We start from the raw sequence: 24,271 nt of genomic DNA on the forward strand, positions 1-24,271 counted from the left end.
GGGTTTCCCTGGTCTGGAACGCGGGGGTGGGGGGTGGGGCGCGACAGGGACCCTGCGGTTCTTGACAGAATGGGGCCGTGACGGACCCCACCTTCAGTGATGCGCCCGTCCTGCCCGACGGCTGGTCGAGCCGGTCTCCGGCCGCCGACGACCTCGACCGGCTGGTCGAGCTCGGCACCGCCCGTCGCCGGGCCGCGCGGGGCTCCGGGAGCGCCGATGCCGAGGCGGTCACCGCCGAGGTCGTCGGCCGTGGGTCGTGGACCCGCCGTCAGCTGCTGGCCTGCGACGAGTCAGGGCGGGTGCGTGCGTGGGCCACCGTGCACGACCGGGCTGCCGGACGCACCGTGGTCGAGCTCACCGTCGACCCCGACCTCGCCGACGCGGTCGCCGACGCAGTCGCCGACGGCCTCGTCCCCTGGCTCGAGACCACCGCCCTCGCGTATGCCGCCGAGCGCGGGCTGCCGGGCACGCAGCTGGACGCGCTGCTCGACGAGGGCGACACCCGGCAGCAGCGCTGGCTGGGCGAGGCGTCGTACGAGTGCACGCGCCGGTGGCTCAACATGAGCCGGCCGCTCGGGGCCGACGAGCACCTGCCCGGCCCCCGCGAGGGGGTCGTCGTGCGTCGTGTCGGGGTGCATGACCTCGGCGACGGCACCACGATGCCGGTCGCCGAGGACCTGCAGGCGGTTCACCGGGTGCTCGAGGAGTCGTTCGAGGACCACTTCAACAGCTATCGCGAGTCGTTCGCCGAGTTCGCCGCCCGGTTGCGCGAGGACCCCGGCCACCGCTGGGACCACTGGTGGCTGGCCCTCGTCGAGGTCGACGGTGCCCAGGTGCCGGGCGGGGCGCTGGTGTCGTCGGTGCTGCCGGCCGACGCCGACGGGGTCGAGGGCAGCTACATCGACTACATCGGCGTGCACCGCCGGGCGCGGGGGATGGGCGTGGCCAAGGCGCTGCTGCACCAGGTGATGACCGACGCCGTCGAGCGGGGCCGCAACCGGGTCGGGCTCGAGGTCGACGCCGACTCACCCACCGGGGCCGACGGGCTCTACGTCGCGATGGGGTGGCAGACGCGATACGTCACGCAGTCGTGGCAGCGGGACGCCTGCAGCGTCGGTGCCTCGATGTGATGTGGGGCACCTCCTCCCATCCGATAGGCGGGTAGTGTCGAAGCACTGGCAGGGACAGTTCGAGATGCCGAGATCCTGACGGCGTTCCCACTCAGGCGGACTGCCCGCACTTCAAGGAGGAAGCACATGCGCACGACCACCAAGACCACCAAGATCGCCGGGATCGCCCTCGGGGCAGCGGCGATGGTCGCCCTCGGAGCCGGACCGGCCCTCGCCGACGGCAACGTCTCGGCCAACCTGCGTCCTGTGGCGGGTAACGGCGTCGCCGGTAGCGGCACCGCCATGGTCACCGTCACCGGCACCACCATCAGCGTCACCATGGCCGCCACCGGGCTGCTGGCCGACTCACCGCACGCCGCCCACATCCACTTCGGTGCGGCCGCCATGCACGAGTGCCCCACCCTGACGCAGGACGCCAACAAGGACGGCCACATCAACGTCAGCGAGGGTGCCCCCTCCTACGGGGCGATCGTCGTGTCCCTGACCAAGACCGGTGACACGTCTCCGAAGAGCGCGCTGGCCGTCGACCGCTTCGACACCGCCCCCGGTGGGAAGATCGCCTACCAGCGCGGCAGCATCACGGTCTCCTCCGACGTCGCCTCGGCCATCAGCGCGGGCAAGTCCGTGGTCGTCATCCACGGGGTGGACTACAACAAGGACGGCAAGTACTCCGGCGCCACGAAGAGCGACATCAACCCGGCGCTGCCGACCGAGGCGACCGACCCGGCCCTGTGCGGCGTGCTCACCTCCGCCCCTGCGGGTGGCATGGCCACTGGTGAGGGCGGTGCGGCCGCCAGCAGCAACGGAGCCCTCATCGCGCTCGGCGGTGCAGCCCTGATCGGTGCGGCCGGGACCGGCGTCGTCGCGGCTCGTCGGCGTCGCGTCCAGGCCTGATCGACGCGATGCCCGACGTGAGTCGGCGCGGGGGGCGCCGTGGCAGCATCGTTGCCGCGGCGGCCTCCGCCGCTCTCCTCCTCGTGGGCGTCGTCGCCCTGGTCGTCGGCGTGACGGGCCATCCCGGCCCGCCGGCGCCGGCGCCGGCGGCAGCCACTGCCGCGCCTTTCCCGCCAGCCGCCATCCCTCGGCCGACCACCACCTCTGGTGCCGACACCCCCTCGTCCCCCCCTGATCCCGCGCCGGCGTCGCACATCGGGCCCTTCCTCGGGGCCTCGCAGCCGACCCGGATCGAGATCTCGTCCATTGGCCTGCGCTCATCCTCGTTCGTGCCCCTGCGGCTCGCCACCGACTCCACGATCACTGTGCCGGGCACCGCCGACGAGGTGGGCCTCTACGAGAACGGGCCCACCCCAGGTCAGCTGGGACCGGCAGTCCTGGCCGCCCACGTCGACAGCAAGCAGGGTCCCGGGGTGTTCTACCGTCTGGGGTCCGTCAAGGCGGGCGACGCCGTCACCGTCTCGCGGGCCGATGGCCGCACCTTGACCTACACGGTCGACAAGGTGGCGACCTACCCGAAGGACGCGTTCCCGACCGACGCGGTCTACCACGGCACCTTCACTCAGTCGGAGATCCGGCTCGTGACCTGTGGGGGCCCCTTCGACAAGGTCAAGCACTATCTCGACAACGTGGTCGTCTTCGGCCACCTCACCCGCATCGCCTGAGCGAGCCCGACCAAGGAGAACGCATGACGACCTCCCGCCCCATCTTCTCTGCCACCCGGGCGGCCGGCGTCGGACTCGCCATCGTCATCGGGGTCCTGTCGAGCTCTGCGTGTGGCGGGCCGAGCACCACCGGTGCTCCCGCTGCGTCGACCTCGGCCCCCGGGGGGACATCGACCTCGGCCGTCAGCGCCCCCACCACCACCGATCCCTCGACGTCGACGTCCTCGTCACCCCCCGCTGGAGCCCCGGCTGGCGCCACCCTGACCATCAAGGACTTCATGTACGGTGTGCCGGTTTCGGTGGCCCCCGGCGCGACGGTGACGGTGTCCAACGCGGACCCCGAGGCTCACACGGTCACGTCGAAGGACGGTGGCTTCGACCTCAAGGTCGCTGGGCACGGAGGCACGGCCACGTTCACGGCGCCTCCTGCCGGCCGATACCAGCTGAGCTGTGACTTCCACGCCGACATGACCGGCGTGCTCGTCGTCTCCTGACCGGCACTCAGCCGACGGTGTCGAGCACGGTGCCCGCCAGCGCCTCGCCGTGGGTGTAGAGGTTGTTGTGCGACCCGTCGAGCACGGCGGTCGAGACCTGGGGAGAGCGGGTGGCCCGGGCCGCGAGGGTCTCCAGCCACGACGCGGGGGCGTAGCTGTCGGCGCGGCCGGCTGTCAGCAGCACCGGCAGCTCGAGGCCGGTGATGCGCACCTCCGGGCGGTCACGCATACCGGAGCGGATGATGCGTGCCACCCCGATGTTGCCGCGCACGAGGTCGGGGACCACGACGACCTCCTGGGGGGAGTCGCGTCGGTAGGCCGTGCTCGTGGCGACCGCCAGCCCGAGCAGGCGGCGATGCGACGGGTGGAAGGTGGGACCGCACAGCACCAGGGCGCTGTCGGGTCGAGTGCCCTGCACCCGCAGGACGGTGGCGAGCGCGGCCTGGGCGCCGGTCGAGTGTCCCAGCACGATGACCCGGCGAGCCGGGTCGAAGCCGTCGACCCAGTCGGCGGCGGTCTCACCCATGGCGAGCACGTCGGGTGCGCAGACCAGACCCGCGGTCGAGCCGAAGCCGGGCAGGTCGAGCACGACACAGGCCACACCGCGGCGGGCGAGGTCATCGGCGAGGGGCCTGACGTAAGAGGGCAGACCGAGCCCGGGCAGCACCGCGACGACCGTTCGGGCGGCCGTGGGGCCGAACCACCGGGTGCGCACCGTCGTCATCACCCCATTTTGCCCGACGACGCGACGTCCGTCCGGACCGGGGCGGTAGGGGTCAGGCGTCGGCGGGCACCGTCGGCAGGTGGGTCAACGCCTCGGCGAAGCGCTCGTCACTGGTGACCTCGTCGACCATCCGTCCGTGCAGGAAGGCGTCGTAGGAGGGCAGGTCGAGGTGGCCGTGGCCGCACAGGGCCGTGAGGATCACCTTCTCCTCACCGGTCTCCTTGCACGCCAACGCCTCCCGGATGCAGGCGGCGATCGCGTGGGTCGGCTCGGGGGCCGGCACGATGCCCTCGGCGCGCGCGAACTGCACGGCCCCGGTGAAGCACTCGGTCTGCGGGATGGCGAGGGCCTCGATCATCCCGAGCTCGTAGATGTGGCTGAGCAGGGGCGACATGCCGTGGTAGCGCAGACCGCCGGCGTGGATGGGGTCGGGGATGAAGCCGTGCCCCAGGGTGTGCATCTTCATCAACGGTGTCATCCCCGCCGTGTCGCCGTAGTCGTAGGCGTAGACGCCACGGGTCAGCGACGGGCACGAGGCGGGCTCGACCGCCCGGATGGTCGGCGACATGCGGCCGGCCATCTTCTCGCGCAGGAAGGGAAAGGTCAGCCCGCCGAAGTTGGAGCCACCGCCCGTGCACCCGACGATGACGTCGGGCGTCTCGCCGATCTTGGCGAACTGCAGCAGGGCCTCCTCGCCGATGATCGTCTGGTGCATCAGCACGTGGTTGAGCACGCTCCCGAGGGCGTAGCGCACGTCGGCGTTCTGCGCGGCCACCTCGACCGCCTCGCTGATCGCGATGCCGAGCGACCCCGGGTGCTCCGGCCGCTCCGCGAGGATGTCGCGACCGGCCTGGGTCAGCTCGGACGGGGAGCGGTGCACCGTGCCGCCGAAGGTCTCGATCATCATGCGGCGGTAGGGCTTCTGGTCATAGCTCGCCCCGACCTGCCACACCTCGCACTCGAGCCCGAACTGCGCGCACGCGAAGGCGAGGGCGGTACCCCATTGGCCGGCTCCGGTCTCGGTCGTCAGCTTTCGCACGCCGGCCTTGGCGTTGTAGTACGCCTGTGGCACAGCGGTGTTCGGCTTGTGCGACCCGGCGGGCGAGACGCCTTCATACTTGTAGTAGATGCGGGCGGGGGTGCCCAGCGCCTTCTCCAGAGCGTGCGCGCGGAAGAGGGGGGACGGGCGCCACAGGCGATAGACCTCTTGCACCTCCTCGGGGATGTCGACGTAACGCTCGGTCGACACCTCCTGCAGGATCAGGTCCATCGGGAAGAGCGGCGCGAGATCGTCGGGCCCGACCGGCTGGAAGGTGCCGGGGTGCAGCTGCGGCGGGGGAGGCGACGGCAGGTCGGGCACGATGTTGTACCACCGCGTCGGCATCTCCGACTCGTCGAGCAGGACCTTGTGCGTCGTCGGCGTCGGCATGAAGCGACACGCTATCCCCCTATCGCGGTCCGAACCAGGGAACCCCTGGTTTCTGCGACCGTCGTGACCCTCGACACCACGGGTTTGCCTGGTGTGTGACGCACCAAGGGGGGAGTCAGGCGGGTCGGCTGCGGCGCAGGGCGGCCAGGGCCACCAGCGCGAGGGCGGCGACACTCACCGAGAAGGCGACCCCCGTGGGCGCGAGGCCCCAGCGCTGCGTGGCCAGCCCGTCGCCGACGACCGGCGCCGAGATGGCGATGTAGGCGACGACGAAGAAGGCGGAGGTGGTGCCTGCTCGGGCCCCGGGATCGACCTTCGCCAGCACCGACGCCAGTCCCTTGCTGAACGACAGTCCCTGGCCGGCGCCGCCCACGACGGCGGCGGCGAGCATCAGCGGCAGCGAGTCGCGGGCGATCGCCAGCGCCAGCAGCGTGGTGCCTCCGGCGAGCAGCGTGCACCCGAGGTCGACCGCGAGCGCGAGCGGCACCCGCGTGAGCAGCACCTGGGCGATCACCGAGCTCAGCAGGAGCACGACGACGATGGACACCCCGAGCACGGGCCCGGCCCCGGGGTCGGCCGTCGCGACCAGACGGGGCGACACCGCGGTCATCAGGCCCAGCACGGCGAAGCCCGCGAACCCGACGAGGGCGGCGCCGACGAAGGTCGAGCGGGCGGGGGGCGGCACCTCGGGGCGGGAGACCTCGAGCCGGGCCCCCGGCCGCACGTCGACGGTCTCGGGCACCCGCACGAGGAAGACCGCAACCACGAGGGCCAGCACGAGGTGCACGAGGAAGCTGAGGTGGACGGGCCACGGCCCGACGGTGATGAGCAGGGCGGCCAGGAGGGGCCCGAGCCCGAGACCGCCGATGTTGGCGGCGGTGGCCACCAGCGGTGACCGTCGGCGCCACGACGCCGGTGCCGACTCGATGACGGCGGCCGTCGCTGTGCCGACGTAGACCCCCGCCGAGACGCCGGAGACCAGCCGTCCGACCAGCAGCACCCACGTATCCCCGGCGGCGAGGAAGATGACGTCGCTCGCCGCCGACAGCGCGAGCCCAGCCAGGAGCAGCGGTCGCCGCCCGACGGCGTCGGACCACCGCCCGGTCACGAGCAGGGCAGCGAGCACCCCGACGGCATACGTCGCGAAGATGACGGTGACCATGGTGAGCGAGAAGCCGAAGCGCGCCTGGTACTCGCCGTACATCGGCGTCGGGAGGGTCGTCGCGATCATGGTGATGAGGAAGGCAGCGACGACGGTCGCGAACGCAGGCGTGGGGGCGAGGGGGCGCACCGCACCACCTCAGCACGACGAGCGGAGGTCTGACGAGCCGGGGTGACCCGGCGCGGCATACTCGATGCCCGTGACCGCCGCCTCGCAGGTGCCCGACCGCCCCCCGGCCCCGGCCGACCACGGGCCGACGACGGCCGTACCCGACGTGGTCGCCGTGCAGCGCCACTCGGTGCGCACCCTCGTGGTGTCGCAGGCCCTCGGTGGCGTCGGTCTCAGCTCGGGCATCGCGGTCTCGGCGCTCGTCGCGCGCGACGTGTCGGGCAGCGAGACCCTCGCCGGTCTCGCGCAGACCGGGCAGGTGCTCGGGGCGGCCGTCATCGCGGCCGTGCTCGCCGGCGTCATGGCCCGGCACGGACGCCGCCCCGGGCTGGTGCTCGGCTACGCGCTGGGCGCGCTGGGCGCGGTGCTCTGCATCGCGGCCGCGGTGCTGCGCACGTTCCCCCTCCTGCTGGTGGGGTGCGTGCTGCTCGGCGCCACCACCGCGGCCAACCAGCAGTCCCGGTATGCCGCGACCGACCTCGCGCAGCCGGCCCACCGCGGGCGCGACCTCAGCACGGTCGTGTGGGCCACGACGATCGGCTCGGTGCTCGGCCCCAACCTCACCGGCCCGGGGGCGGTGGTCGCCGGCTGGCTGCACGTGCCGTCGAAGGCCGGACCCTACGTCTTCACCGCCGTCGCCCTCGTGCTGACTGCGGTCTTCGTCCTGGTGCGGCTGCGGCCCGACCCCCTGCTGACCGCGCGGGCGGCGGCGCTGCCGGTGACTGCCCCGGCGACCGGCGGCGCGGTGGCGGCCCTTCGGGCGGACAGTGCCTGGACGGTGCTGCGCACGGTGCCGCGGGTGCGCGCTGCCACACTGGGCATGGCCTTGACCCACGCGGTCATGGTGTCGGTGATGGTGATGACGCCCATCCACATGGACCACGGACACGCCAGCCTCGAGGTCATCGGGCTGGTCATCAGCATCCACGTGCTCGGGATGTATGCCCTCTCACCCGTGGTCGGGCGTGCGGTCGACCGCCTCGGGAGCGCGCCCGTGCTGGGCGCGGGCGCGATCGTGCTGCTGCTCGCCCTCGGGCTGGCCGGCGGGTCTGCCCCCGGGGGCAGCTGGACCCTGGCGCTGGGGCTCTTCCTGCTCGGTGTCGGCTGGTCGCTGGGCACCGTGGCGTCGTCGACCCTGCTCACCGCGTCGGCGCCGGTGCAGCAGCGACCCCAGGTGCAGGGCCTCGCTGACATGCTCACCGGCTTCACCGCCGCGGCCGGGGGAGCCGTGGCCGGGGTGGTCGTCGGCACCCTCGGCTACGGCTGGCTCAACGCAGGCGCCTCGGTGCTCGCGATGGGGGCGCTGGCGACAGCAGCCGTCGCGGCGCGCCACACCCGCGGTCCGGTGCGCTCCTCGCGCTGAGCAAGGCGCGACGGCCCTCGGTCAGAGGCGCACGAGCATCTTGCCGGTGTTGCCACCGGACAGCAGCGCCTGGAAGCCGTGCACGGCCTCCTCGATGCCCTCGACGACCGTCTCGCGCCACTGCACCTTGCCCTCCCTCACCCACGCGCCGACCTCGGCCTCGAACTGGTCGCGCAGGTCGAGGTGGTCGCTCTGGATGAAGCCCGTGATGGTCAGCCGCTTGCCGATGACGAGGGCGAGGTTGCGCGGCCCGGGCACCGCCTGCGTGTCGTTGTAGCGCTGGATCATGCCGCAGATCGCCGCACGCCCGTGCTGCTTGAAGGACCACAGGGCAGCCTCGAGGTGGTCGCCACCGACGTTGTCGAAGTAGACGTCGATGCCGTCGGGTGCGGCCTCGCGCAGGCCCTTGGCGATCGGCACCGACTTGTAGTCGATGGCCCGGTCGAAGCCGAGGTCGTCGAGCAGCCACTGCGACTTCTCGGGGCCGCCGGCGCTGCCGATGACGAGCGAGGCGCCCTTGAGCCGGGCGATCTGCCCGACGAGCGAGCCAACGGATCCCGCTGCAGCAGAGACGAAGACGACGTCGCCCTCGGTGAAGGCGGCCACCCGGAGCAGCCCCGCGTAGGCCGTCAGGCCGGTCATGCCGAGCACGCCCAGCCAGGCCCCGGCGGGGGCCACGTCGGTGTCGACCACGCGCAGCGCCTTCCCGGGCAGGACCGCGTGGGTGCGCCATCCCTGCCCGTGCAGCACGGTGTCGCCGGCCTGGACGGTGCGCCCGGTGGAGTCGACGACGTCACCGTCGAGCTGCCGCACGACGCCGACGGCGCCACCGTCCATGGGTGCGTCGAGCCGGAAGGGCGGCACGTAGGACTCGCCGTCGTTCATCCGCCCCCGCATGTAGGGGTCGACCGACAGGAAGGTGTTCTCGATCAGCACCTGCCCGTCCTCCAGGTCGGGAAGGGTGGCCTCGACGAGCGCGAAGTCGTCGTCGACGGGTGCGCCCTCGGGGCGCCGGGTGAGGTGCCACTCGCGGTAGGTCATCGGGGTCTCCTGGGGGTAGCCAGCTGCCTGGTGACGGCTGCGGGGGTGGCGCGGCCGCCCCCGCGCCCGCGCGTCGACGAGCACATCACACGCCGGTGCGGCGCGCACCCTCGGGGCTGCCGAAGCGCATGACGAAACCGGTGAGGGCCAGCTCGAGCAGCGGCCGGCGGCCGCGCAGGCCAGCCAGCGGCCCGTGGTCGGGCAGGGTCCACGTGCCGCGCTCGACCCCCACCCGCGTCCACCCGCTCACGGGGCTGCGCCTCGCCCGGCCGGCCAGCGACTGGAGCACGGAGAAGCGGAAGGGCACGCGCACCGGCAGCCGGCGCCCAGGTCTCAGCTCGACCGCCCCCAGCGACGCGTCGTCGTCCTGGGCTCGGAAGGTCGTGCCCCCACCGTCGACGGTCGGCTGCACCTCGAAGCGGGCCAGCTCCTTGGGGATGCCCCACAGGGCGCGGCCACCGTCCCTCGACACCGGGCTGTCGACCCAGATGGAGGTTACGCTCGGCACGAGGCGCCCGCCCTGGCGCACCAGCACGGTGACCATCAGCTCGTGGTAGGTGAGCACGCCACCCGGCTCGTAGACGACCCAGGCCGTGCCGACGACCCCGCGCCCGGCGATCACGAGCGGCCGCACCCCCGGCACCGCGAGGGTCGGCAGCCGGTCGGCCGGCACGAGCTAGGCGCCCAGGTGCAGCTGGCCGACCAGCCGCCACGGCTCGGGCGGGTAGCCGGTCAGCCAGGGGAGGTGGCCACTCGCGGTCGAGGAGGACATGGGACGCAAGGGTGGTGGCTCTCCGGCGCGGACGTCAAGGCACCGAAGGGCCTCACCACCCGTAGGTGCCCGGCCCGCCCTTGAACGGCCCCACGACGCGGGAGGTGATCCACCCACCGTAGAACCCCCCCTCCTGCGGCAGCACCACCTCGCCGTCGAGGGTGATGCGCTCCATCGCCGCCGGCATGAGGGCGACGTGGTCGACGATCGTCGCGAAGCCGCGGGTGGGCTCGGGGTAGGTCCACGCCGCCCGCGGCGCGACGACCGTCGTGCCGTCGGCGCCCTGAGCGACGACGTCGAGGTAGGCCGCCTCGCCCTTCCACTCGCACCACGACGAGCCTGGCGCCGGGCGCAGGGCCCCGTCGACGAACGACGACACCGGCAGGTAGTAGGTCGGCGGGTGGCTGGTCTCGAGCACGCGCAGCGACGAGGTGGTGCGGGCCACGACGACCCCGCCGAGGACGACCTCGATGGACACCGCGCTGGCCTCGAGCCGAGGCGGTCGCGGGTAGTCCCACACCGACTCCTGCCCGGGGCCGGGCTTCACCCGCTGGCGGGCGCCGGGGTGGGTGCTCACAGCGCGTCCGTCGCCTTCTGCAGTCCGGCCTCGGCCTCGTCGCCGAGGTGGTCGAACGCGCCGCGCAGGAAGGGCTCGGCGAGCTTGGCGATGCCCTTGAAGGTGAAGTCGGCGGCATACGTTACCGTCGTGCCTCCGGAGGCGGTGGCAGCGAAGGTCATCGAGTCGACCGCGGTGACCGTCTTGTTGACCCCCTCGAGGGTGAGCTGGGCGTTCTCGACGCGCTCGACGACGGTGTAGACCAGCTCGGTCTCGCGACCGCGGAAGGTCGAGACGTTGTGGTAGGTCGTGCCGACGCCGCCGTCGCCCCGGATCTTCTCGGTGCGCACGGTGCCCGGGTCCCACTGCGTCGTGTGCGTGAAGTCGCTGAGGTAGGCGTAGACGACCTCGAGGGGCCGGTCGGTGGTGACGGTGCGTTCGACGCGCATGGGGTGCTCCTGGCGGTTGAGGGGATCAGAGGTGGTCAGCGGTGGTCGGGATCAGACTTGGTCGGGATGAGAGTTGGTCGGGCGGGCGTTGTCTGCGAGGATCGTGCTTCTTGACAACTGCAGAGTGTGACGTGGTCATCCCCCTCGGGGGTGATCGGTTTCGACGGTGGTCGTCTGTCCAGGAGAAGCGGGCCGAGGATGCACGGTTATCTCGTTAACGACCCGTGCAAACCAATAGGTGCCGATTCCAAGCGCACCGACTTCGCCCTCGCCGCCTGAGCGAGCTCCGAAGTCCGTCGGCCTGAGCTCGTTCCCGACTCAGTAACCGGCGTCAGCTAGGGGACTTACCGTGTCGTCATGCCGAGGGGCGACGCGGGACACTCACTCGGCTGAGCCTGTCAGGGGACGTGTGCGTGCGAGCCCTGGGGCCAAGAAAATCCATAGCGCACTGCGCCCGGAGAAGTCCTGGATTCGCGTCATCGGACGCGGGTTCGATTCCCGCCACCTCCACCACCCGTGGAGTGCCACGTCACACCTGCAGGGTCGAGAGACCGACGACGACGGGCCGCACCCCTGCAGGGGTGCGGCCCGTCATCACATGTCGGTCGTCTGCGGTGGCGCCGCTCACGCGGTCGGCGCACCCGCCGTCTGCGCGGTCGCCTCCTGCTTGGCGGTGGCGACCTGCTCGCGCACCTGCGCCATGTCGAGGCCGCGCACCTGCTCGATCAGGGTGGCCAGGGTCTCGGGCGGGAGCGCACCCGCCTGTCGGAAGACGAGGATGCCCTCGCGGAAGGCCATCAGGGTCGGGATCGACGAGATGTCGAGCGCGGCGGCGAGCGCCTGCTCGGCCTCGGTGTCGACCTTGCCGAAGACGATGTCGGCGTTGGCCTCGGACGCCTTGTCGTAGACGGGTCCGAAGCGCAGGCACGGGCCGCACCACGACGCCCACAGGTCGACCATGACGATGTCGTGGTCGAGCACGGTCTGCTCGAAGGTCGAGGCGGTCAGGTCGGTGGTGGACATGTCTGGGTGAACGGGGCGCCCACGGCGATCATTCCCCCGGCTCGAGCGCGAACGACACCACGACGCTCGCCGTCACGGCATGCTCGCCGGCCTCGACCGGCATCGCCGACTCGGCCCGCATCGACATCACGCGGCCTGCGCCGATGGGCGAGGACGGGCGCCCTCCGCCCTCGCTGATGGTCAGCACGTCGCCCAGGCGGGCACCGGCGAGCATCGCGTACTGGCGGGCCCTGGCGCGGGCATCACCGAACGCCGCGTCGCGGGCCGCGACCTCGAGCTCACCGGTGTCGGCCACGTCGAGCGTGATCGCGTCGACCGACAGGGCGTTGCCGGCCAGGGTGGCCACCCGGTCCACCAGGTCACCCACCCCGGCGGGGTCGCGCACCAGCACGGCGAGCTGGTGGGAGGCCTGGTAGCCGACGACGTGCTGTCCGTCGCGGTCGTAGCGAGGGTGGACGCCGGCGCCGGACGAGGCGATGTCGGACGCCGCCACGCCCTGGTCCCTCGCCGCCGCCCCGATCGCCGTCACGAGGGCGCCGGTGCTGCGCAGGGCCGCTGCGACGTCGGGGGCGTCGGTGGTGAGCCGCAGCTGCAGGCGGACGACATCGGGGGTGGCGCTCGCCCGTCCGGTGCCCACGACCTCGACCCGGCGGCGGGGTCCGCGGCGTCGCTCGTCGGGCGCGGTCGGGTCCGAGGTCTCCATACGGAACACCGTAGGCCGTCGTCCGGGCGGCGGGGACGAGGGCGGGCGTCGCGGCGAGGTCACCTGCACGATGACTGCCGTCGGCGGGCGGGTCGGGTGGTCGCTGTCTGCCCACTGCGGTGGCGTCTGACGTTCACATGAGGTTTTCGTCAGAAGGTGCCGCCGGTTCACCTGAGGCGAACTACTGTGGGCTGGTGTCGGCAGACCGGCACCCACCGGGGAGGGACGACCAGTCGTGGCTTGGTTCGGCATCGTGCGTGACGACGAGGCGATCGCGTCGTGGCAGCGCGCCGATGCGCTCCGCCGCTCCACCCCCGTCCCTCAGCGGCGCGTGGCCGCGCGGCTCGGTCGATGGGTCGGCTTCCCTCTGCTCGCCACCACCGCGACCGTGCTCGCCGTCGTCCCCGGCACGATCGTGCCGCCCGCCGTCGCCGCGCCCGCGCAGGCGCTCGCCGTGAACAAGATCGCGCAGGCCCACGCCGCGTCGGGCGGCCTCCTGCTGCGCGCGGACGGGCACGACCCAGAGGTCCGTCGCTCGTGGACCGGGCAGGACGACCGCGTGGATGCGCCCGCCGCGACGGTCGATGCCGCCAGGGCCGCCTCGGCGGTCGCCGTGCTGCGCATCTCGGGTCCGGTCGGCCCGGCCGGTGCCGTGGGGGCCTCGGGCATACCCGTCACGCTGCTGGCGGCCTACCGGGCTGCCGAGAAGAGCCTCGCGGCGAGCGACCCCGCCTGTCACCTTCCGTGGTGGTTGCTCGCCGGCATCGGTCGGATCGAGTCGGGCCACGCCTCTGGTGGGCGTGTCACGGCCGACGGCACGACCCGGGGCCGCATCCTCGGGCCGCGGCTCGACGGCTCGCTGGCCGGCACCGCCGTCATCGCCGACAGCGACCACGGCGCCCTCGACGGCGACCCGGCCTACGACCGGGCCGTCGGCCCCATGCAGTTCCTGCCGAGCACCTGGCGCAGCTGGGGTCGCGACAGCAACGGCGACGGGGTCAAGGACCCGAGCAACGTCTACGACGCCAGTCTGGCCGCCGGGGCCTACCTGTGCGCCGGTGGTCGTGACCTCTCGACCGACGCCGGCATCGCCTCGGCGGTGCTGTCCTACAACTACTCGCGGTCCTACCTCGACTCGGTGGTCAGCTGGGGCGTGGCCTACCGAGACGGCGTGACGCCCACCCAGGACAGCGGTCGCAGCATCGCGCCAGCGGCGACCCCCCGGCCCACGACCAGCACGACCACTACGCCGATGACGAGCAGCACGCCGAGCACGACCAGTACCCCGAGCACGACCAGTACCCCGAGCACGACTGAGCGCCCGACCTCGTCATCGAGCCCGACCACCGCGCCTCCGACCGCGACCACGTCGTCGACGACGACAACGGGCACGCCGACCACCACGTCGACGACCCCCACGACGTGCCCCCCGGGCACCTCGACGACCGCCACGACCTCGAGCACGCCCACGACGACGACGGCACCGGCGACGTCCACAACGACGTCGCCGACCACCTCGCCGACCGGTCCCTCCTGTTCGAGCACGACGAGCAGCACCAGCAGCACGAGCAGCACGACCTCGATCACGACGGGCACGGGCTCGAGCAGCCCGACCAGCAGTGTGGCTCCCTGACCGTCGCTCAGACGGGGGTCAGCCCCGCATCGACCCGGGGCGTGGGGCCTTGCGTGGGAGACTGGGGGGTGTGACCGGATCACCCTCCGCTTCCCGAGAGCCCGAGGCGGTGTCGGGGAGACCCCTCCGCAGCCGCTCCTGGGCGGTGGCCTCAGTCGTCGTGGCCGCGGGGCACCTCGCGGCGCTCTACTGGCCGCGGATCACCGTCGAGGGGCCGGTGGCGTGGACCGACAAGCTGGTGCACCCACTGCTCTTCCTGGTGCCCATGCTCGTCTGGTCGCGCTGGTGGGGTCGGTGGCAGCCGGTCGCGGCGGTGCTCGCCGCGCACGCGGTGGTCAGCGAGGTGGTCCAGCACGGCCTGCTGCCCCATCGCTCCGGTGACCCGTGGGACTCGGTGGCCGACCTGCTGGGGGTGGGGGTCGGCATCCTGGCCGCCGTCGTGCTGCGCCGAGCGGGCCGGAGCGCCGCCTCCCGCCCACAGGGCGCGGTCACGTCGAGCACCAACCGCTGGTAGGGTGGGAGAAACCCGACTCCGAGGCGCAAGGCCGCGCCCGATGTCATGCTCTTCGCCTCCCGGCGCGATCTCGTCGCCCGGGCTGACGCAATCGCGTGGCAACAGCACCATCTCCCGACGCGGAGCGGGTCCGTCGCCGGCCAGCAACCCTGCTGGAAGCCGGCCCACCGGGCGCCCAGCGCGCCTGAGGCTCGTCTTTCCCGGTCACCTTCGCCAGGTGGCTCGAGACGTGTCTACTCGAGTCACTGAAGTGAGTTGAACGACCGTGAGCAACTACCCGACCTCTGGCGCGCCCAAGAAGGCCCGTTGGTCCACCGACAAGAAGGCTGCCGTCGCGGGCGCCAGGAAGCCCCATCGCGGGCAGGGGGCGCCCAGCGCCTCGAGCCCGTCCGACCGGTTCTCCCGCCCCGAGCGTGGCGCCCGCCCCGACCGGCCCGAGCGTGGCGCCCGCCCCGACCGTGGCGCCAGTGTCGCTGGTGCCCCCCGCCGCGAGTGGGCCCCCCGCAGCGACCGTCCCGACCGGGGCACCGACGGCCCGCGTCGTGAGTGGGCTCCCCGCAACGACCGTCCCGACCGCACCGACCGTCCCGCTGCGCGCGGGACCGACGGCCCGCGTCGTGAGTGGGCCCCGCGCAGCGACCGGCCCCAGCGCAGCGACCGGCCGGCGCGCTCGTTCGACGGGCCCCGTCGGGAGTGGACCCCCCGCCCCGACCGCGGTGAGCGCCCCGACCGCACGGGGCGTCCCGAGGCCCGCCTGACCGACGGCCCCCGTCGCGAGTGGACCCCCCGCCCCGACCGGGCCGAGCGTGCCGACCGGACGGACCGCAGCCCCCGCGGCGACCGCCCCCAGCGCACGGACCGCCCCGCCCGCTCCTTCGACGGTCCGCGCCGTGAGTGGGCGCCGCGGGACAGCCGCGTCGCCCGTGAGCCCGCGGGTGGCCGCTTCGAGCGCACCGACGGAGGTCAGGGCGCCGAGGCCGAGCGCATCGAGGCCGACACCTGGACCAAGTCGACCCGCACCAGCGTCAGCGACGGCCCCGTCGACGTCGCGGCCGACAACGGCTTCTCGGCCCTCGGTCTGCCCGAGCGCCTCGTCGAGCGGCTGGCCCGTGACGGCATCACCACCCCCTTCCCGATCCAGGTCGCGACGATCCCCGACGCCCTCGCCGGCCGCGACGTGCTCGGTCGCGGCCAGACCGGCTCCGGCAAGACGCTGGCCTTCGGTCTGCCGACCCTGACCCGGCTGGCGCAGGACGGCCCGCGCTCGGCGCCGCGCCGACCCCGCGCCCTGATCCTCGTGCCCACCCGCGAGCTGGCCATGCAGGTCTCCGACGCGCTCGAGCCCTTGGTGCACGTCGTCGGCCTGACCCACAAGCTGGTCGCCGGCGGTCTCAGCTACACCACCCAGATCAACGCGCTCAACCGCGGCGTCGACCTGCTCATCGCCACGCCGGGTCGGCTCAACGACCTGATCGAGCGCGGCGCCGTGGAGCTGCGCGACCTGCAGACGGTCATCCTCGACGAGGCCGACCACATGGCCGAGATGGGCTTCCTGCCCGAGATCTCGAGCATCCTCGACGCCCTGCCGGCCGGTGGGCAGCGACTGCTGTTCTCGGCCACGCTCGACCGCGGGATCGACACCCTCGTGGAGAACTACCTCACCGACCCGGTGACGCACTCGACCGACGACGCGAAGGCGTCCGTCACCACGATGGAGCACCACGTGCTGCTGATCGACCCGCAGCACAAGAAGGTCATCACCGCCGAGGTCGCCAACCGCGAGGGGCGCACGGTCATCTTCGTGCGCACGAAGCTCGGCGCCGACCGCGTTGCCGAGCAGCTGCGCGAGCAGGGGGTCATGGCCGCGGCTCTGCACGGTGGGCTCAACCAGGGTGCTCGCAACCGCGTCCTCGGTGCTTTCCGTGACGGCTCGCTGCCGGTGCTCGTCGCCACCGACGTCGCCGCGCGCGGCATCCACGTCGACGACATCTCGGTCGTCCTGCAGGTCGACCCGCCGGCCGACCACAAGGACTACCTGCACCGCTCGGGCCGCACCGCCCGCGCCGGTGAGAAGGGCAAGGTCGTGACCCTCGCCCTGCCGCACCAGCGCAAGGGTATGGAGCGCCAGCTGCGCGACGCCGGCGTCGACGCGGTGCCGACCCGGGCCGTGCCCGGCGACGCCACGCTGGCCGCCACCGGCGCGACGACCCCGAGCGGCATCCCGGTCTCGCCGGACGCGTTCCGCCGCCTGCTCGATGGTCCGCCGAAGCGTCGCACCGGCGGTGCCCGCCCGGCCGGTCGGGGCTACCGTCCCCAGCACGGCGCCGGCTCGTCGCGTCCCGAGCGCGGCGACCGCAGTGGCGACCGTCGCCGCTACGACCGCCAGGGCTGATCACCAGCCGTACCCGCAGCACCTGCGCGCCCGCATACGCGCTGACCACGCCCCCGGCCTCCCTCATGAGGGAGACTGGGGGCGTGTCGTCGTCCTCGGGCCTCTTCGGCCCCTCGGGGTTCCTGGCGGGTCGCCTGCTCGTGGCCACCCCGACGATCAGCGACGGCCCCTTCCGGCGCGCGGTGGTCCTGGTCCTGCACCACGACGAGGGTGGCGCGCAGGGCGTCGTCCTCAACCAGCCGCTGGCGGCGCGCATCGACGCCGTGCTGCCCGGCTGGGGCGAGGTGGCCACGCGACCGCGGCAGATCTTCCGTGGGGGACCGGTCGAGATCGACTCGGCGCTCGGGGTGGTCACGGTGCCCGGCGACGACCCCGAGCCGCTGGGGGTGCGGCACCTCTTCGGTGGTCTCGGTCTGGTCGACCTCGACGCGCCGCCCGCGCTGGTCGCCCCTGAGGTCGCGGGTATGCGGATCTTCGCCGGGTATGCCGGGTGGTCGCCGCAGCAGCTCGAGGGGGAGGTGCGTCGCGGGGACTGGTACGTCGTCGACCACGAGCCCCGCGACGCGTTCTCGGCCGAGCCCGAGGGGCTGTGGGAGCAGGTCCTGAGGCGACAGAGCGACAACCTGCGGCTCGTGGCCGGTTTCCCCGACGACCCGACGATGAACTGAGGGGGCAGAACTCCTCAGGTCACCTGCCCGATAAGTAACTTATAGGGGCTTAAGATGTGATAGTGACTTTTTGTGATGATTGTGGCATTCTTCCGCGGTAGGCCCGATCGGGCGCAGCGAGCATGAGGTGGTCACGATGGGTGTCAAGCGGCGGGGCGCGACGAGCAGGGTGCTGACGGCGACCGGGGGCTGGCGGTCTGCCGTCCCGCGGGTCGCGGGGCGACGTCGCGGGCTGTCGGTGGGCCTGCTGCTGCTGGCGGTCCTCGGGTCGCTGCTGGTCGGCACGAGCGTGCCGGCGGCTGCCGTGGGCACGCCCTTCGTGGCCCTGGCGACCCCCTCGCGCATCCTCGACACCCGAGCCAGCGGCCGGACCGCAGACGGGCAGGCGCAGGCCGTCGGGCGGGTCAGCCCGGGCCAGACCCTGCAGCTGCAGGTGGCCGGTCGGGTCTCCATACCGGTCAGTGGGGTGGGGGCCGCCGTCCTCAACGTGACCGCCGTCGCCGCCGGGACCGCGGGCTACGTCACCGTCTTCCCCTGCGGCGACCGCCCCCACACCTCGAGCCTCAGCTACGGCGCGGGCAGCACGGTGCCCAACGCCGTCATCGCCAAGCTCAGCAGCACCGGTCAGGTCTGTCTCTTCTCGGCCGGTCAGACCGACGTCGTCGTCGACGTCAGCGGCTACCTGCTCGACAGCGGGGTCGCCGGCCTCGCCGCACCCGTGCGGCTGCTCGACACCCGGGCGACGGGGGCCACCGTCGACGGGGCGCAGGTCGGCCGGGGGGCCCTGGTCCCCGGCCAGGAGATCACCGTGCCCGTCGCGGGTCGCGGGGGCATCGCCTCCGACGCCTCGGCCGTGGTGCTGAACCTGACGGTCGTGAGCGCACGGTCCGCCGGCTACCTCTCGCTCTACCCCTGTGGCAGCCGGCCCAACGCGTCGAGCCTCAACTTCGGGGGTGGGGTCACCCGGGCCAACGCCGTCGTCACCGGGCTCACCTCGGGCGGGCAGGTCTGCGTCTTCAGCGCCGGGACGGCAGACGTGGTCATCGATGCCAGCGCCACCCTGCCGAGTACGACCTTCTCACCGCTGACCATGCCGGAGCGCCTGCTCGACACCCGGGCGGGCACTACCGTCGACAGCGACTTCAGGGACCTCGGGGCCGAGCCGGCCAACGCCAGCCTGACCCTGTCCGTCGCCGGTCGCGGGAGCATCCCCTCGGGTGCCAAGGCGGTCGTCCTCAACGTCACGGCGGTGGGTCCGACGGGGACCGGCTACACCTCCGTCTACCCGGGCGGCGGCGCGCCCAACGCGAGCAACCTCAACTACGGCAGGGGTGAGATCGTCGGCAACCTCGTGGTCGCCCCCCTCAGCTCCACCGGAGGCGTCTGCCTCACCACCGCCGGCGTCTCGACCAACCTGGTGGTCGACGTGACGGGCTACCTCACCGCCGACGTCCCCAGCGTCACCGCTGCGTGCCCGAGCCTCGCCGTGAACACCAGCCCCGACAGCGTGCGCTCACAGCTGGTCTACCGCTCGGGTCTGCAGAAGGTGGTCGGAGACGACCGCGTCGCCGTGGTCGTCTGCTCGGTGCCGACGGGCTACCGCGGTTACTCGACCTGGGGGCCGGTGCCGACACCGCTGAGCGCGAGCGCCATCGCCACGTGGGCCAACGACACCGTCGCGCCCTACTACACCGCCGTCTCCGGTGGGGCCTACCGTCCGACCTTCGTGGCCGCGAGCCCGGTGACGCTGTCGGTCCCGAGCGCGGCTGGGGGCCCCGACGACTGCCTGGACAAGGCGATGGCCTCCGTCGCCACCGCGGGCATCACCAACGTGCTGGCCACCGACAACCGTCTGGTCGACTTCGCCTTCGCCGGCCCGGGCCGGCTGCCCACGCTCCCGCAGCCGCAGGAGCAGACGGTCCTGACCTCCGGGCCACCGAAGACCACGCTGCGCGGTGTCTATCTCGGGGGCAGCATCACCGCGGTCGACAGGAACCCGATGATCGCCGTCCACGAGATGGGCCACACGATCCACTGGCCCCACTCCTTCATCTCGGACGACGAGTTCGACAACCCGACCGACGTCATGAGCGGCAGCCCCGGGAGTGGCGTCAACGGCTGGTGCGCCGCGACCGGCGACTTCGCCTACCCGTGCGCACCGCAGAGTGCGCTCGCCTTCGACCGGATGGCGGCCGGCTGGATGACCGCCCGGCAGTCGGCGATCAACACAGGCGTGGTCAACTACACCCTCGACGCCGCGAACGCCCACGCGTCAAACAGCGGCGGCACCCAGATGGTCGCGGTGCAGGACCCGCACGACCCGCTCAGCGTCCTCACGGTCGAGGGCCGGGCGGCCGTCGACTACGACCAGTACCTCTCCGGTCCCTACTGCCACGTCATCGCGGACCCGGGCTCGTCGTCGGGCGGAACCATGTGCGACAGCCTGCTGCCCACCGGGCACGACGGGGTCGTCGTCTCGCTGGTGCGCCAGACCCCCAGCGCCTCCGGGATCAGCCTGCTGCGGCGCACGAGCCAGGGCATGGGTGGGCCCTACTCCTTCGACCACGTCCTGCAGGTCGGTGACTCGGTGACGGTCGAGGGAGTGCACATCTCGGTGCTCTCCCGCTCCGGCAACACCTTCGCGGTGCAGCTGCGGGGCAGGTACACCACCCCCACGAGGATGATCGCCCCCGTCGGGCTCGCGCCGCAGGGAGTGACGTCGGACCCCCAGGAGAACCCGTGGACGATCATCCCCCGGTCGACCCCCGAGGGTGCCCCGAGCAAGGGCGGGGCGCCCTCCTGAGGCCGCCCGGGCTCGACCCGGCGCGGCATACACTGGCCCGATGAGCACGCAGATGCCGGAAGACCCCTTCGCTCCGCAGCTCGAGCCCTCGGGGCCCAGCACGTCGACGACCGTCCTCGAGCGGGAGGAGACCCTGCCGTCGGAGCAGGTGCAGGAGCCGGGCGACCACGAGCGGTTCTCGCACTACGTGCGCAAGGAGAAGATCCTCGAGAGCGCGATGTCGGGGGACCCGGTCGTGGCTCTCTGCGGCAAGGTCTGGGTGCCGGGGCGCGACCCCCAGAAGTTCCCCGTCTGCCCGACGTGCAAGGAGATCTACCAGGGCCTGCGCGCCCCGCAGGACGGCGGCGAGTAGCCGGCTCCGTCACCGGGCTCGAGGGGCCCGCTCAGGTGACGCGACCAGGGGGTCGGGCGCGTCCTGAGCCGGCGAGACCGGCGAGGGCCAGCAGCAGCGCGACGCGATCGAGGCGAAGACGCCGGCGGTGAGACCGTGGGCCCTCGCGGCGAGCACCGCGCCAGCCGCGGCCAGCACGATGCCCTGGGCCACCGCCATGGCCAGGGCGCGAGCCGCGTGGACCGGCCGAGGGCCTCGGGTGGGGTCAGGGCCAGCGTCGTCGTCGCGAGGGTGGGGGAGCAGACCCCCATGCCGGTCGCGGCAAGAGCCCACAGCGCCATCCCCGCCACGATGGAGACCCGACTGACGGCCAGGAGGATCGGGCCGAGGGTGCCCAGGGCGAGCAGCACGAAACCGACCCTCAGACACCCCACGACCGACGTGCGCTCCTGGATGCGCTCGAGGCTCTGGACCCACGAGCCCAGCGACCAGAACGCACTGGTCACGCTGAGGCTGACGCCGGCGGGTGCCGGACCGGTGTCACGCAGCGTCGTCGGCATCAGCGGGATGAAGGTGCCGGCGGTGCCGAACGAGGCGAACAGCAGCCCGCTGAGGCCGACCACCGCGGGCACCCCGGGGGCCAGCCCGACGGTGCCGGCGGGCACGACCGGTCGGAGCGCGGCGACGGCGGCTGCCGAGCCCAGGGCGATGACGGTGGCAACGACCACGACCAGCCCCGGGTGCCACGCGAGCGGGCCCACCGCGCTGACGACGGCCAGCGCGAGGGTGGCCAGCACCGCGCCCCGGACGGTGGCCGAGTCGCCCCCACCACCGGCGGTGGTGTCCGCGGTGGGGTCGTGGCGGGGTCTGTGGAGCGGGCGCCGCGGCCCCGCAGGTGGTGCCACAGGGCCGCCACGGCCGGCCCGAGCAGGAGCAGCGGGAGCAGGAAGACCCAGTGCCAGCCGACGGCGCTCGTCACGAGCCCGGCGACCCCCGGGCCGAGGACCGAGGGCAGGATCCACGCGGTGCCAGCACGAACGGCACGATGCCCGGTGCCAGACCGGAGGCGGCGCCCGCGAGGGCGAACGCGACCACCCCGAGCCGCAACGGGGCCGCTGCCCCCCGTCGGTCGGTCCACACCCCGGCCACCGCCGTCGCGACGAGGTAGCTGATCAGGGGTGCGGCGTTGGCGGCGCCGAACCAGGGGAGCCCGTCGAGCTCGTCGGCGACCGTCGGCAGCACGGTGGAGACCGCCCGGTCCGGAAGGCGCTGGTGGTGACCATGGCGAGCGTGGCCAGCACGAAGGGCAGGTGCGCGCGGGTGAGGAGACCGCCGCCCACCCGCGAGCCGGCGTCGTGGGGGTGGGTGAGGTCGTCGAGGGGGTCGGCGGCGGGCAGCACGAGACCATGCAACAGGGCCGGGGCGTGCACGGCCAGTGCTCGGGTGCGAGGGTCCGAGCCGGTCCCTCGCCGGGCTAGAATCGGGCGCCTATGAGCACCTCCGCCGCGTCGCACCTGTCACCCGCCTTCCCGGAGCGGGCGGCCTGGGGCACCGCAGGGGCGCTGCGGGCGTGGCAGCAGGCCGCGCTCTCGTCCTACCTCCAGCAGCAGCCGCGCGACTTCCTCGCGGTGGCGACCCCGGGCGCCGGCAAGACGACCTTCGCGCTGCGCGTGGCGACCGAGCTCATCGGGCGCGGGGAGGTCGAGCGCGTGGTCGTGGTCGCGCCCACCGAGCACCTCAAGACGCAGTGGGCCGACGCGGCCGCACGGGTGGGGATGGCGCTCGACCCGAAGTTCTCCAACGCCGCGGGGCGCACGTCCGACGACTACCACGGGCTGGCGCTGACCTACGCCCAGGTCGCGGCGCGGCCGGCGCTGCACCGGCAGCTCACCGCGACCCGGCGCACCCTCGTGATCCTCGACGAGATCCACCACGGTGGCGACTCCCGCTCGTGGGGCGACGCGATCCGCGAGGCCTACGAGGGCGCGACCCGGCGGCTGTCGCTGACCGGCACGCCGTTCCGCAGCGACACCACGCCGATCCCCTTCGTGCGCTACGAGCTCGACACCTCCGGGGTGCTCACCTCGGCGGCCGACTACTCCTACGGCTACACCGAGGCGCTGCGAGACGGCGTCGTGCGGCCGGTGCTCTTCCTGGCCTACGGCGGCAGCATGCGCTGGCGCACCAGCGCCGGTGACGAGGTGGCGGCCAACCTCGGCGAGCCGATGACCAAGGACCTCACCGCACAGGCCTGGCGCACCGCGCTCGACCCGAAGGGGGAGTGGATCCCGTCGGTGCTCTCCGCGGCCGACACCCGCCTGACCGAGGTGCGCCGCCACGTCGAGGACGCGGGTGGGCTGGTCATCGCGACCAACCAGACGCAGGCGAGGGCATATGCCGCGATCCTCACCTCGATCACGGGCGAGAAGCCGACCGTCGTGCTCTCCGACGACGTGGGCTCGTCGCAGCGCATCGAGGAGTTCGGCGCCTCGACGTCTCGTTGGATGGTGGCCGTGCGCATGGTCTCCGAGGGGGTCGACGTGCCGCGGCTGTGCGTGGGCGTCTACGCGACGTCGACGTCGACGCCGCTCTACTTCGCCCAGGCCGTCGGCCGCTTCGTGCGGGCGCGTCGGCGGGGCGAGACGGCCTCGGTCTTCCTGCCCTCGGTGCCGGTGATCCTCGACCACGCCGCCCGGATCGAGGAGCAGCGCGACCACGCGCTCTCGAAGCGGGGCGGCACCGACGTGGCGTCGATGTGGGCGGAGGAGGAGTCGCTGCTGGCGGATGCCGAGCGCCCCAGGGACGAGAAGGGCGTCGACGACGAGCTGGGCTTCGAGGCGCTCGAGTCGGATGCGCACTTCGACCACGTGCTCTTCGACTCCGAGCAGTTCGGCCTGCACGCCGCGTCGGGGTCGGCCGAGGAGCAGGACTACCTCGGGCTGCCGGGGCTGCTCGAGCCCGACCAGGTCGCCGGTCTGCTGCGCGAGCGTCAGACCAAGCAGTCGGCCAAGAACCCCGCCGCTGCCGCCCCCGTCGCGGCCCATCGGGCGCTCGCAGCGCAGCGCAAGGAGCTGAACGCATTGGTGTCGGCCTACGCCCGCAAGAAGGCGACCCCCCACGCCATGGTCCACAGCGACCTGCGCAAGTCGTGCGGCGGTCCCACCCTCGAGGCGGCGAGCAGCGAGCAGGTGGCGCAGCGGATCACCGCGATCCGCAACTGGATGGTCGGGCGGCGCTGACGCGGGAAGGCGTTTTACCCCGCTACGCGTCTGGGGTGACGGGTCGCTCCACCCGGCG

General features: G+C 73.0%; 23 protein-coding genes and 1 other RNA gene. 13 read left to right on the plus strand and 11 right to left on the minus strand.

Annotated features, from left to right (window positions below):
• The first annotated feature begins 77 nt into the window (after positions 1-77).
• The 4 genes from V3N99_16715 to V3N99_16730 all read left to right on the plus strand — a co-directional run bounded on the left by V3N99_16715 (position 78) and on the right by V3N99_16730 (position 3,243).
• Positions 78-1,130, plus strand: coding sequence for a GNAT family N-acetyltransferase (locus V3N99_16715; GenBank protein MEO3938383.1), 1,053 nt, complete (start codon positions 78-80; stop codon positions 1,128-1,130).
• 126 nt (positions 1,131-1,256) lie between these two features.
• The gene (locus tag V3N99_16720; GenBank protein MEO3938384.1) at positions 1,257-2,024 is read left to right on the plus strand and encodes a hypothetical protein; all 768 of its coding nucleotides are present in this window, start codon (positions 1,257-1,259) and stop codon (positions 2,022-2,024) included.
• Positions 2,025-2,032: 8 nt separating this feature from the next.
• Complete coding sequence (locus V3N99_16725; GenBank protein MEO3938385.1) at positions 2,033-2,749, plus strand: class F sortase; 717 nt, start codon at positions 2,033-2,035, stop codon at positions 2,747-2,749.
• A gap of 23 nt (positions 2,750-2,772) precedes the next feature.
• The gene (locus tag V3N99_16730) at positions 2,773-3,243 is read left to right on the plus strand and encodes a cupredoxin domain-containing protein (GenBank protein ID MEO3938386.1); all 471 of its coding nucleotides are present in this window, start codon (positions 2,773-2,775) and stop codon (positions 3,241-3,243) included.
• Positions 3,244-3,250: 7 nt separating this feature from the next.
• Here the strand turns inward: V3N99_16730 and V3N99_16735 are convergent, their stop codons facing one another.
• From V3N99_16735 to V3N99_16745, 3 genes are all read right to left on the minus strand, one after another.
• Positions 3,251-3,967: an alpha/beta fold hydrolase gene (locus V3N99_16735; protein MEO3938387.1), complete on the minus strand. Its 717-nt coding sequence runs from the start codon at positions 3,965-3,967 to the stop codon at positions 3,251-3,253.
• A gap of 52 nt (positions 3,968-4,019) precedes the next feature.
• Positions 4,020-5,396 (minus strand): TrpB-like pyridoxal phosphate-dependent enzyme, encoded by a 1,377-nt coding sequence (locus V3N99_16740; GenBank protein ID MEO3938388.1) that lies wholly within the window; start codon positions 5,394-5,396, stop codon positions 4,020-4,022.
• A 115-nt stretch (positions 5,397-5,511) separates the two neighbouring features.
• Positions 5,512-6,687 carry an MFS transporter gene (locus V3N99_16745; protein MEO3938389.1) on the minus strand — a complete coding sequence of 392 codons (1,176 nt, stop codon included), beginning with the start codon at positions 6,685-6,687 and terminating at the stop codon, positions 5,512-5,514.
• A gap of 70 nt (positions 6,688-6,757) precedes the next feature.
• Between V3N99_16745 and V3N99_16750 the strand changes: the two genes are divergently transcribed.
• Positions 6,758-8,089: an MFS transporter gene (locus V3N99_16750; protein ID MEO3938390.1), complete on the plus strand. Its 1,332-nt coding sequence runs from the start codon at positions 6,758-6,760 to the stop codon at positions 8,087-8,089.
• A 21-nt stretch (positions 8,090-8,110) separates the two neighbouring features.
• Here the strand turns inward: V3N99_16750 and V3N99_16755 are convergent, their stop codons facing one another.
• From V3N99_16755 to V3N99_16770, 4 genes are all read right to left on the minus strand, one after another.
• Complete coding sequence (locus V3N99_16755) at positions 8,111-9,130, minus strand: NADP-dependent oxidoreductase (protein ID MEO3938391.1); 1,020 nt, start codon at positions 9,128-9,130, stop codon at positions 8,111-8,113.
• A gap of 85 nt (positions 9,131-9,215) precedes the next feature.
• The gene (locus tag V3N99_16760; protein MEO3938392.1) at positions 9,216-9,803 is read right to left on the minus strand and encodes an acetoacetate decarboxylase family protein; all 588 of its coding nucleotides are present in this window, start codon (positions 9,801-9,803) and stop codon (positions 9,216-9,218) included.
• A gap of 151 nt (positions 9,804-9,954) precedes the next feature.
• Positions 9,955-10,479: a DUF427 domain-containing protein gene (locus V3N99_16765; protein MEO3938393.1), complete on the minus strand. Its 525-nt coding sequence runs from the start codon at positions 10,477-10,479 to the stop codon at positions 9,955-9,957.
• Positions 10,476-10,907 (minus strand): SRPBCC family protein, encoded by a 432-nt coding sequence (locus tag V3N99_16770; protein ID MEO3938394.1) that lies wholly within the window; start codon positions 10,905-10,907, stop codon positions 10,476-10,478. Before V3N99_16770 ends, V3N99_16765 begins: the two co-directional genes overlap by 4 nt.
• 146 nt (positions 10,908-11,053) lie before the next feature.
• Here V3N99_16770 and ssrA point away from each other — a divergent pair.
• Positions 11,054-11,420: a transfer-messenger RNA gene (gene ssrA, locus V3N99_16775) on the plus strand.
• A gap of 111 nt (positions 11,421-11,531) precedes the next feature.
• Here the strand turns inward: ssrA and V3N99_16780 are convergent.
• Both V3N99_16780 and V3N99_16785 read right to left on the minus strand, forming a co-directional pair.
• The gene (locus V3N99_16780; GenBank protein MEO3938395.1) at positions 11,532-11,930 is read right to left on the minus strand and encodes a thioredoxin domain-containing protein; all 399 of its coding nucleotides are present in this window, start codon (positions 11,928-11,930) and stop codon (positions 11,532-11,534) included.
• A 28-nt stretch (positions 11,931-11,958) separates the two neighbouring features.
• The gene (locus V3N99_16785; GenBank protein MEO3938396.1) at positions 11,959-12,633 is read right to left on the minus strand and encodes an SIMPL domain-containing protein; all 675 of its coding nucleotides are present in this window, start codon (positions 12,631-12,633) and stop codon (positions 11,959-11,961) included.
• Positions 12,634-12,868: 235 nt separating this feature from the next.
• Between V3N99_16785 and V3N99_16790 the strand changes: the two genes are divergently transcribed.
• The 6 genes from V3N99_16790 to V3N99_16815 all read left to right on the plus strand — a co-directional run bounded on the left by V3N99_16790 (position 12,869) and on the right by V3N99_16815 (position 20,995).
• Positions 12,869-14,266, plus strand: coding sequence for a lytic murein transglycosylase (locus V3N99_16790; protein MEO3938397.1), 1,398 nt, complete (start codon positions 12,869-12,871; stop codon positions 14,264-14,266).
• Between the two features lie 70 nt (positions 14,267-14,336).
• Entirely contained in the window at positions 14,337-14,780 is a 444-nt protein-coding gene (locus V3N99_16795) for a VanZ family protein (protein MEO3938398.1), read from the plus strand.
• 265 nt (positions 14,781-15,045) lie between these two features.
• Positions 15,046-17,172, plus strand: coding sequence for a DEAD/DEAH box helicase (locus V3N99_16800; protein ID MEO3938399.1), 2,127 nt, complete (start codon positions 15,046-15,048; stop codon positions 17,170-17,172).
• Positions 17,173-17,255: 83 nt separating this feature from the next.
• Positions 17,256-17,840 (plus strand): YqgE/AlgH family protein, encoded by a 585-nt coding sequence (locus V3N99_16805; GenBank protein ID MEO3938400.1) that lies wholly within the window; start codon positions 17,256-17,258, stop codon positions 17,838-17,840.
• A 136-nt stretch (positions 17,841-17,976) separates the two neighbouring features.
• On the plus strand, positions 17,977-20,643 hold the full coding sequence (locus V3N99_16810; protein ID MEO3938401.1) for a hypothetical protein: 2,667 nt from the start codon (positions 17,977-17,979) through the stop codon (positions 20,641-20,643).
• Positions 20,644-20,683: 40 nt separating this feature from the next.
• Entirely contained in the window at positions 20,684-20,995 is a 312-nt protein-coding gene (locus tag V3N99_16815) for a DUF3039 domain-containing protein (protein MEO3938402.1), read from the plus strand.
• On the opposite strand, the gene V3N99_16820 is transcribed toward V3N99_16815, so the two are convergent.
• Positions 20,956-21,771 (minus strand): hypothetical protein, encoded by an 816-nt coding sequence (locus V3N99_16820; GenBank protein ID MEO3938403.1) that lies wholly within the window; start codon positions 21,769-21,771, stop codon positions 20,956-20,958. The two genes, V3N99_16815 and V3N99_16820, sit on opposite strands and share 40 nt — an antisense overlap.
• A 178-nt stretch (positions 21,772-21,949) precedes the next feature.
• Entirely contained in the window at positions 21,950-22,216 is a 267-nt protein-coding gene (locus V3N99_16825; GenBank protein MEO3938404.1) for a hypothetical protein, read from the minus strand.
• A gap of 248 nt (positions 22,217-22,464) precedes the next feature.
• Here V3N99_16825 and V3N99_16830 point away from each other — a divergent pair, with 248 nt between their 5' ends.
• A complete protein-coding gene (locus tag V3N99_16830; GenBank protein MEO3938405.1) occupies positions 22,465-24,213 on the plus strand; it encodes a DEAD/DEAH box helicase in 1,749 nt (582 codons plus the stop codon).
• Positions 24,214-24,271 lie beyond the last annotated feature (58 nt).

The sequence above is a fragment of the Dermatophilaceae bacterium Soc4.6 genome (assembly GCA_039889245.1).
In the GTDB taxonomy this organism is placed as follows: Bacteria; Actinomycetota; Actinomycetes; order Actinomycetales; family Dermatophilaceae; genus Lapillicoccus.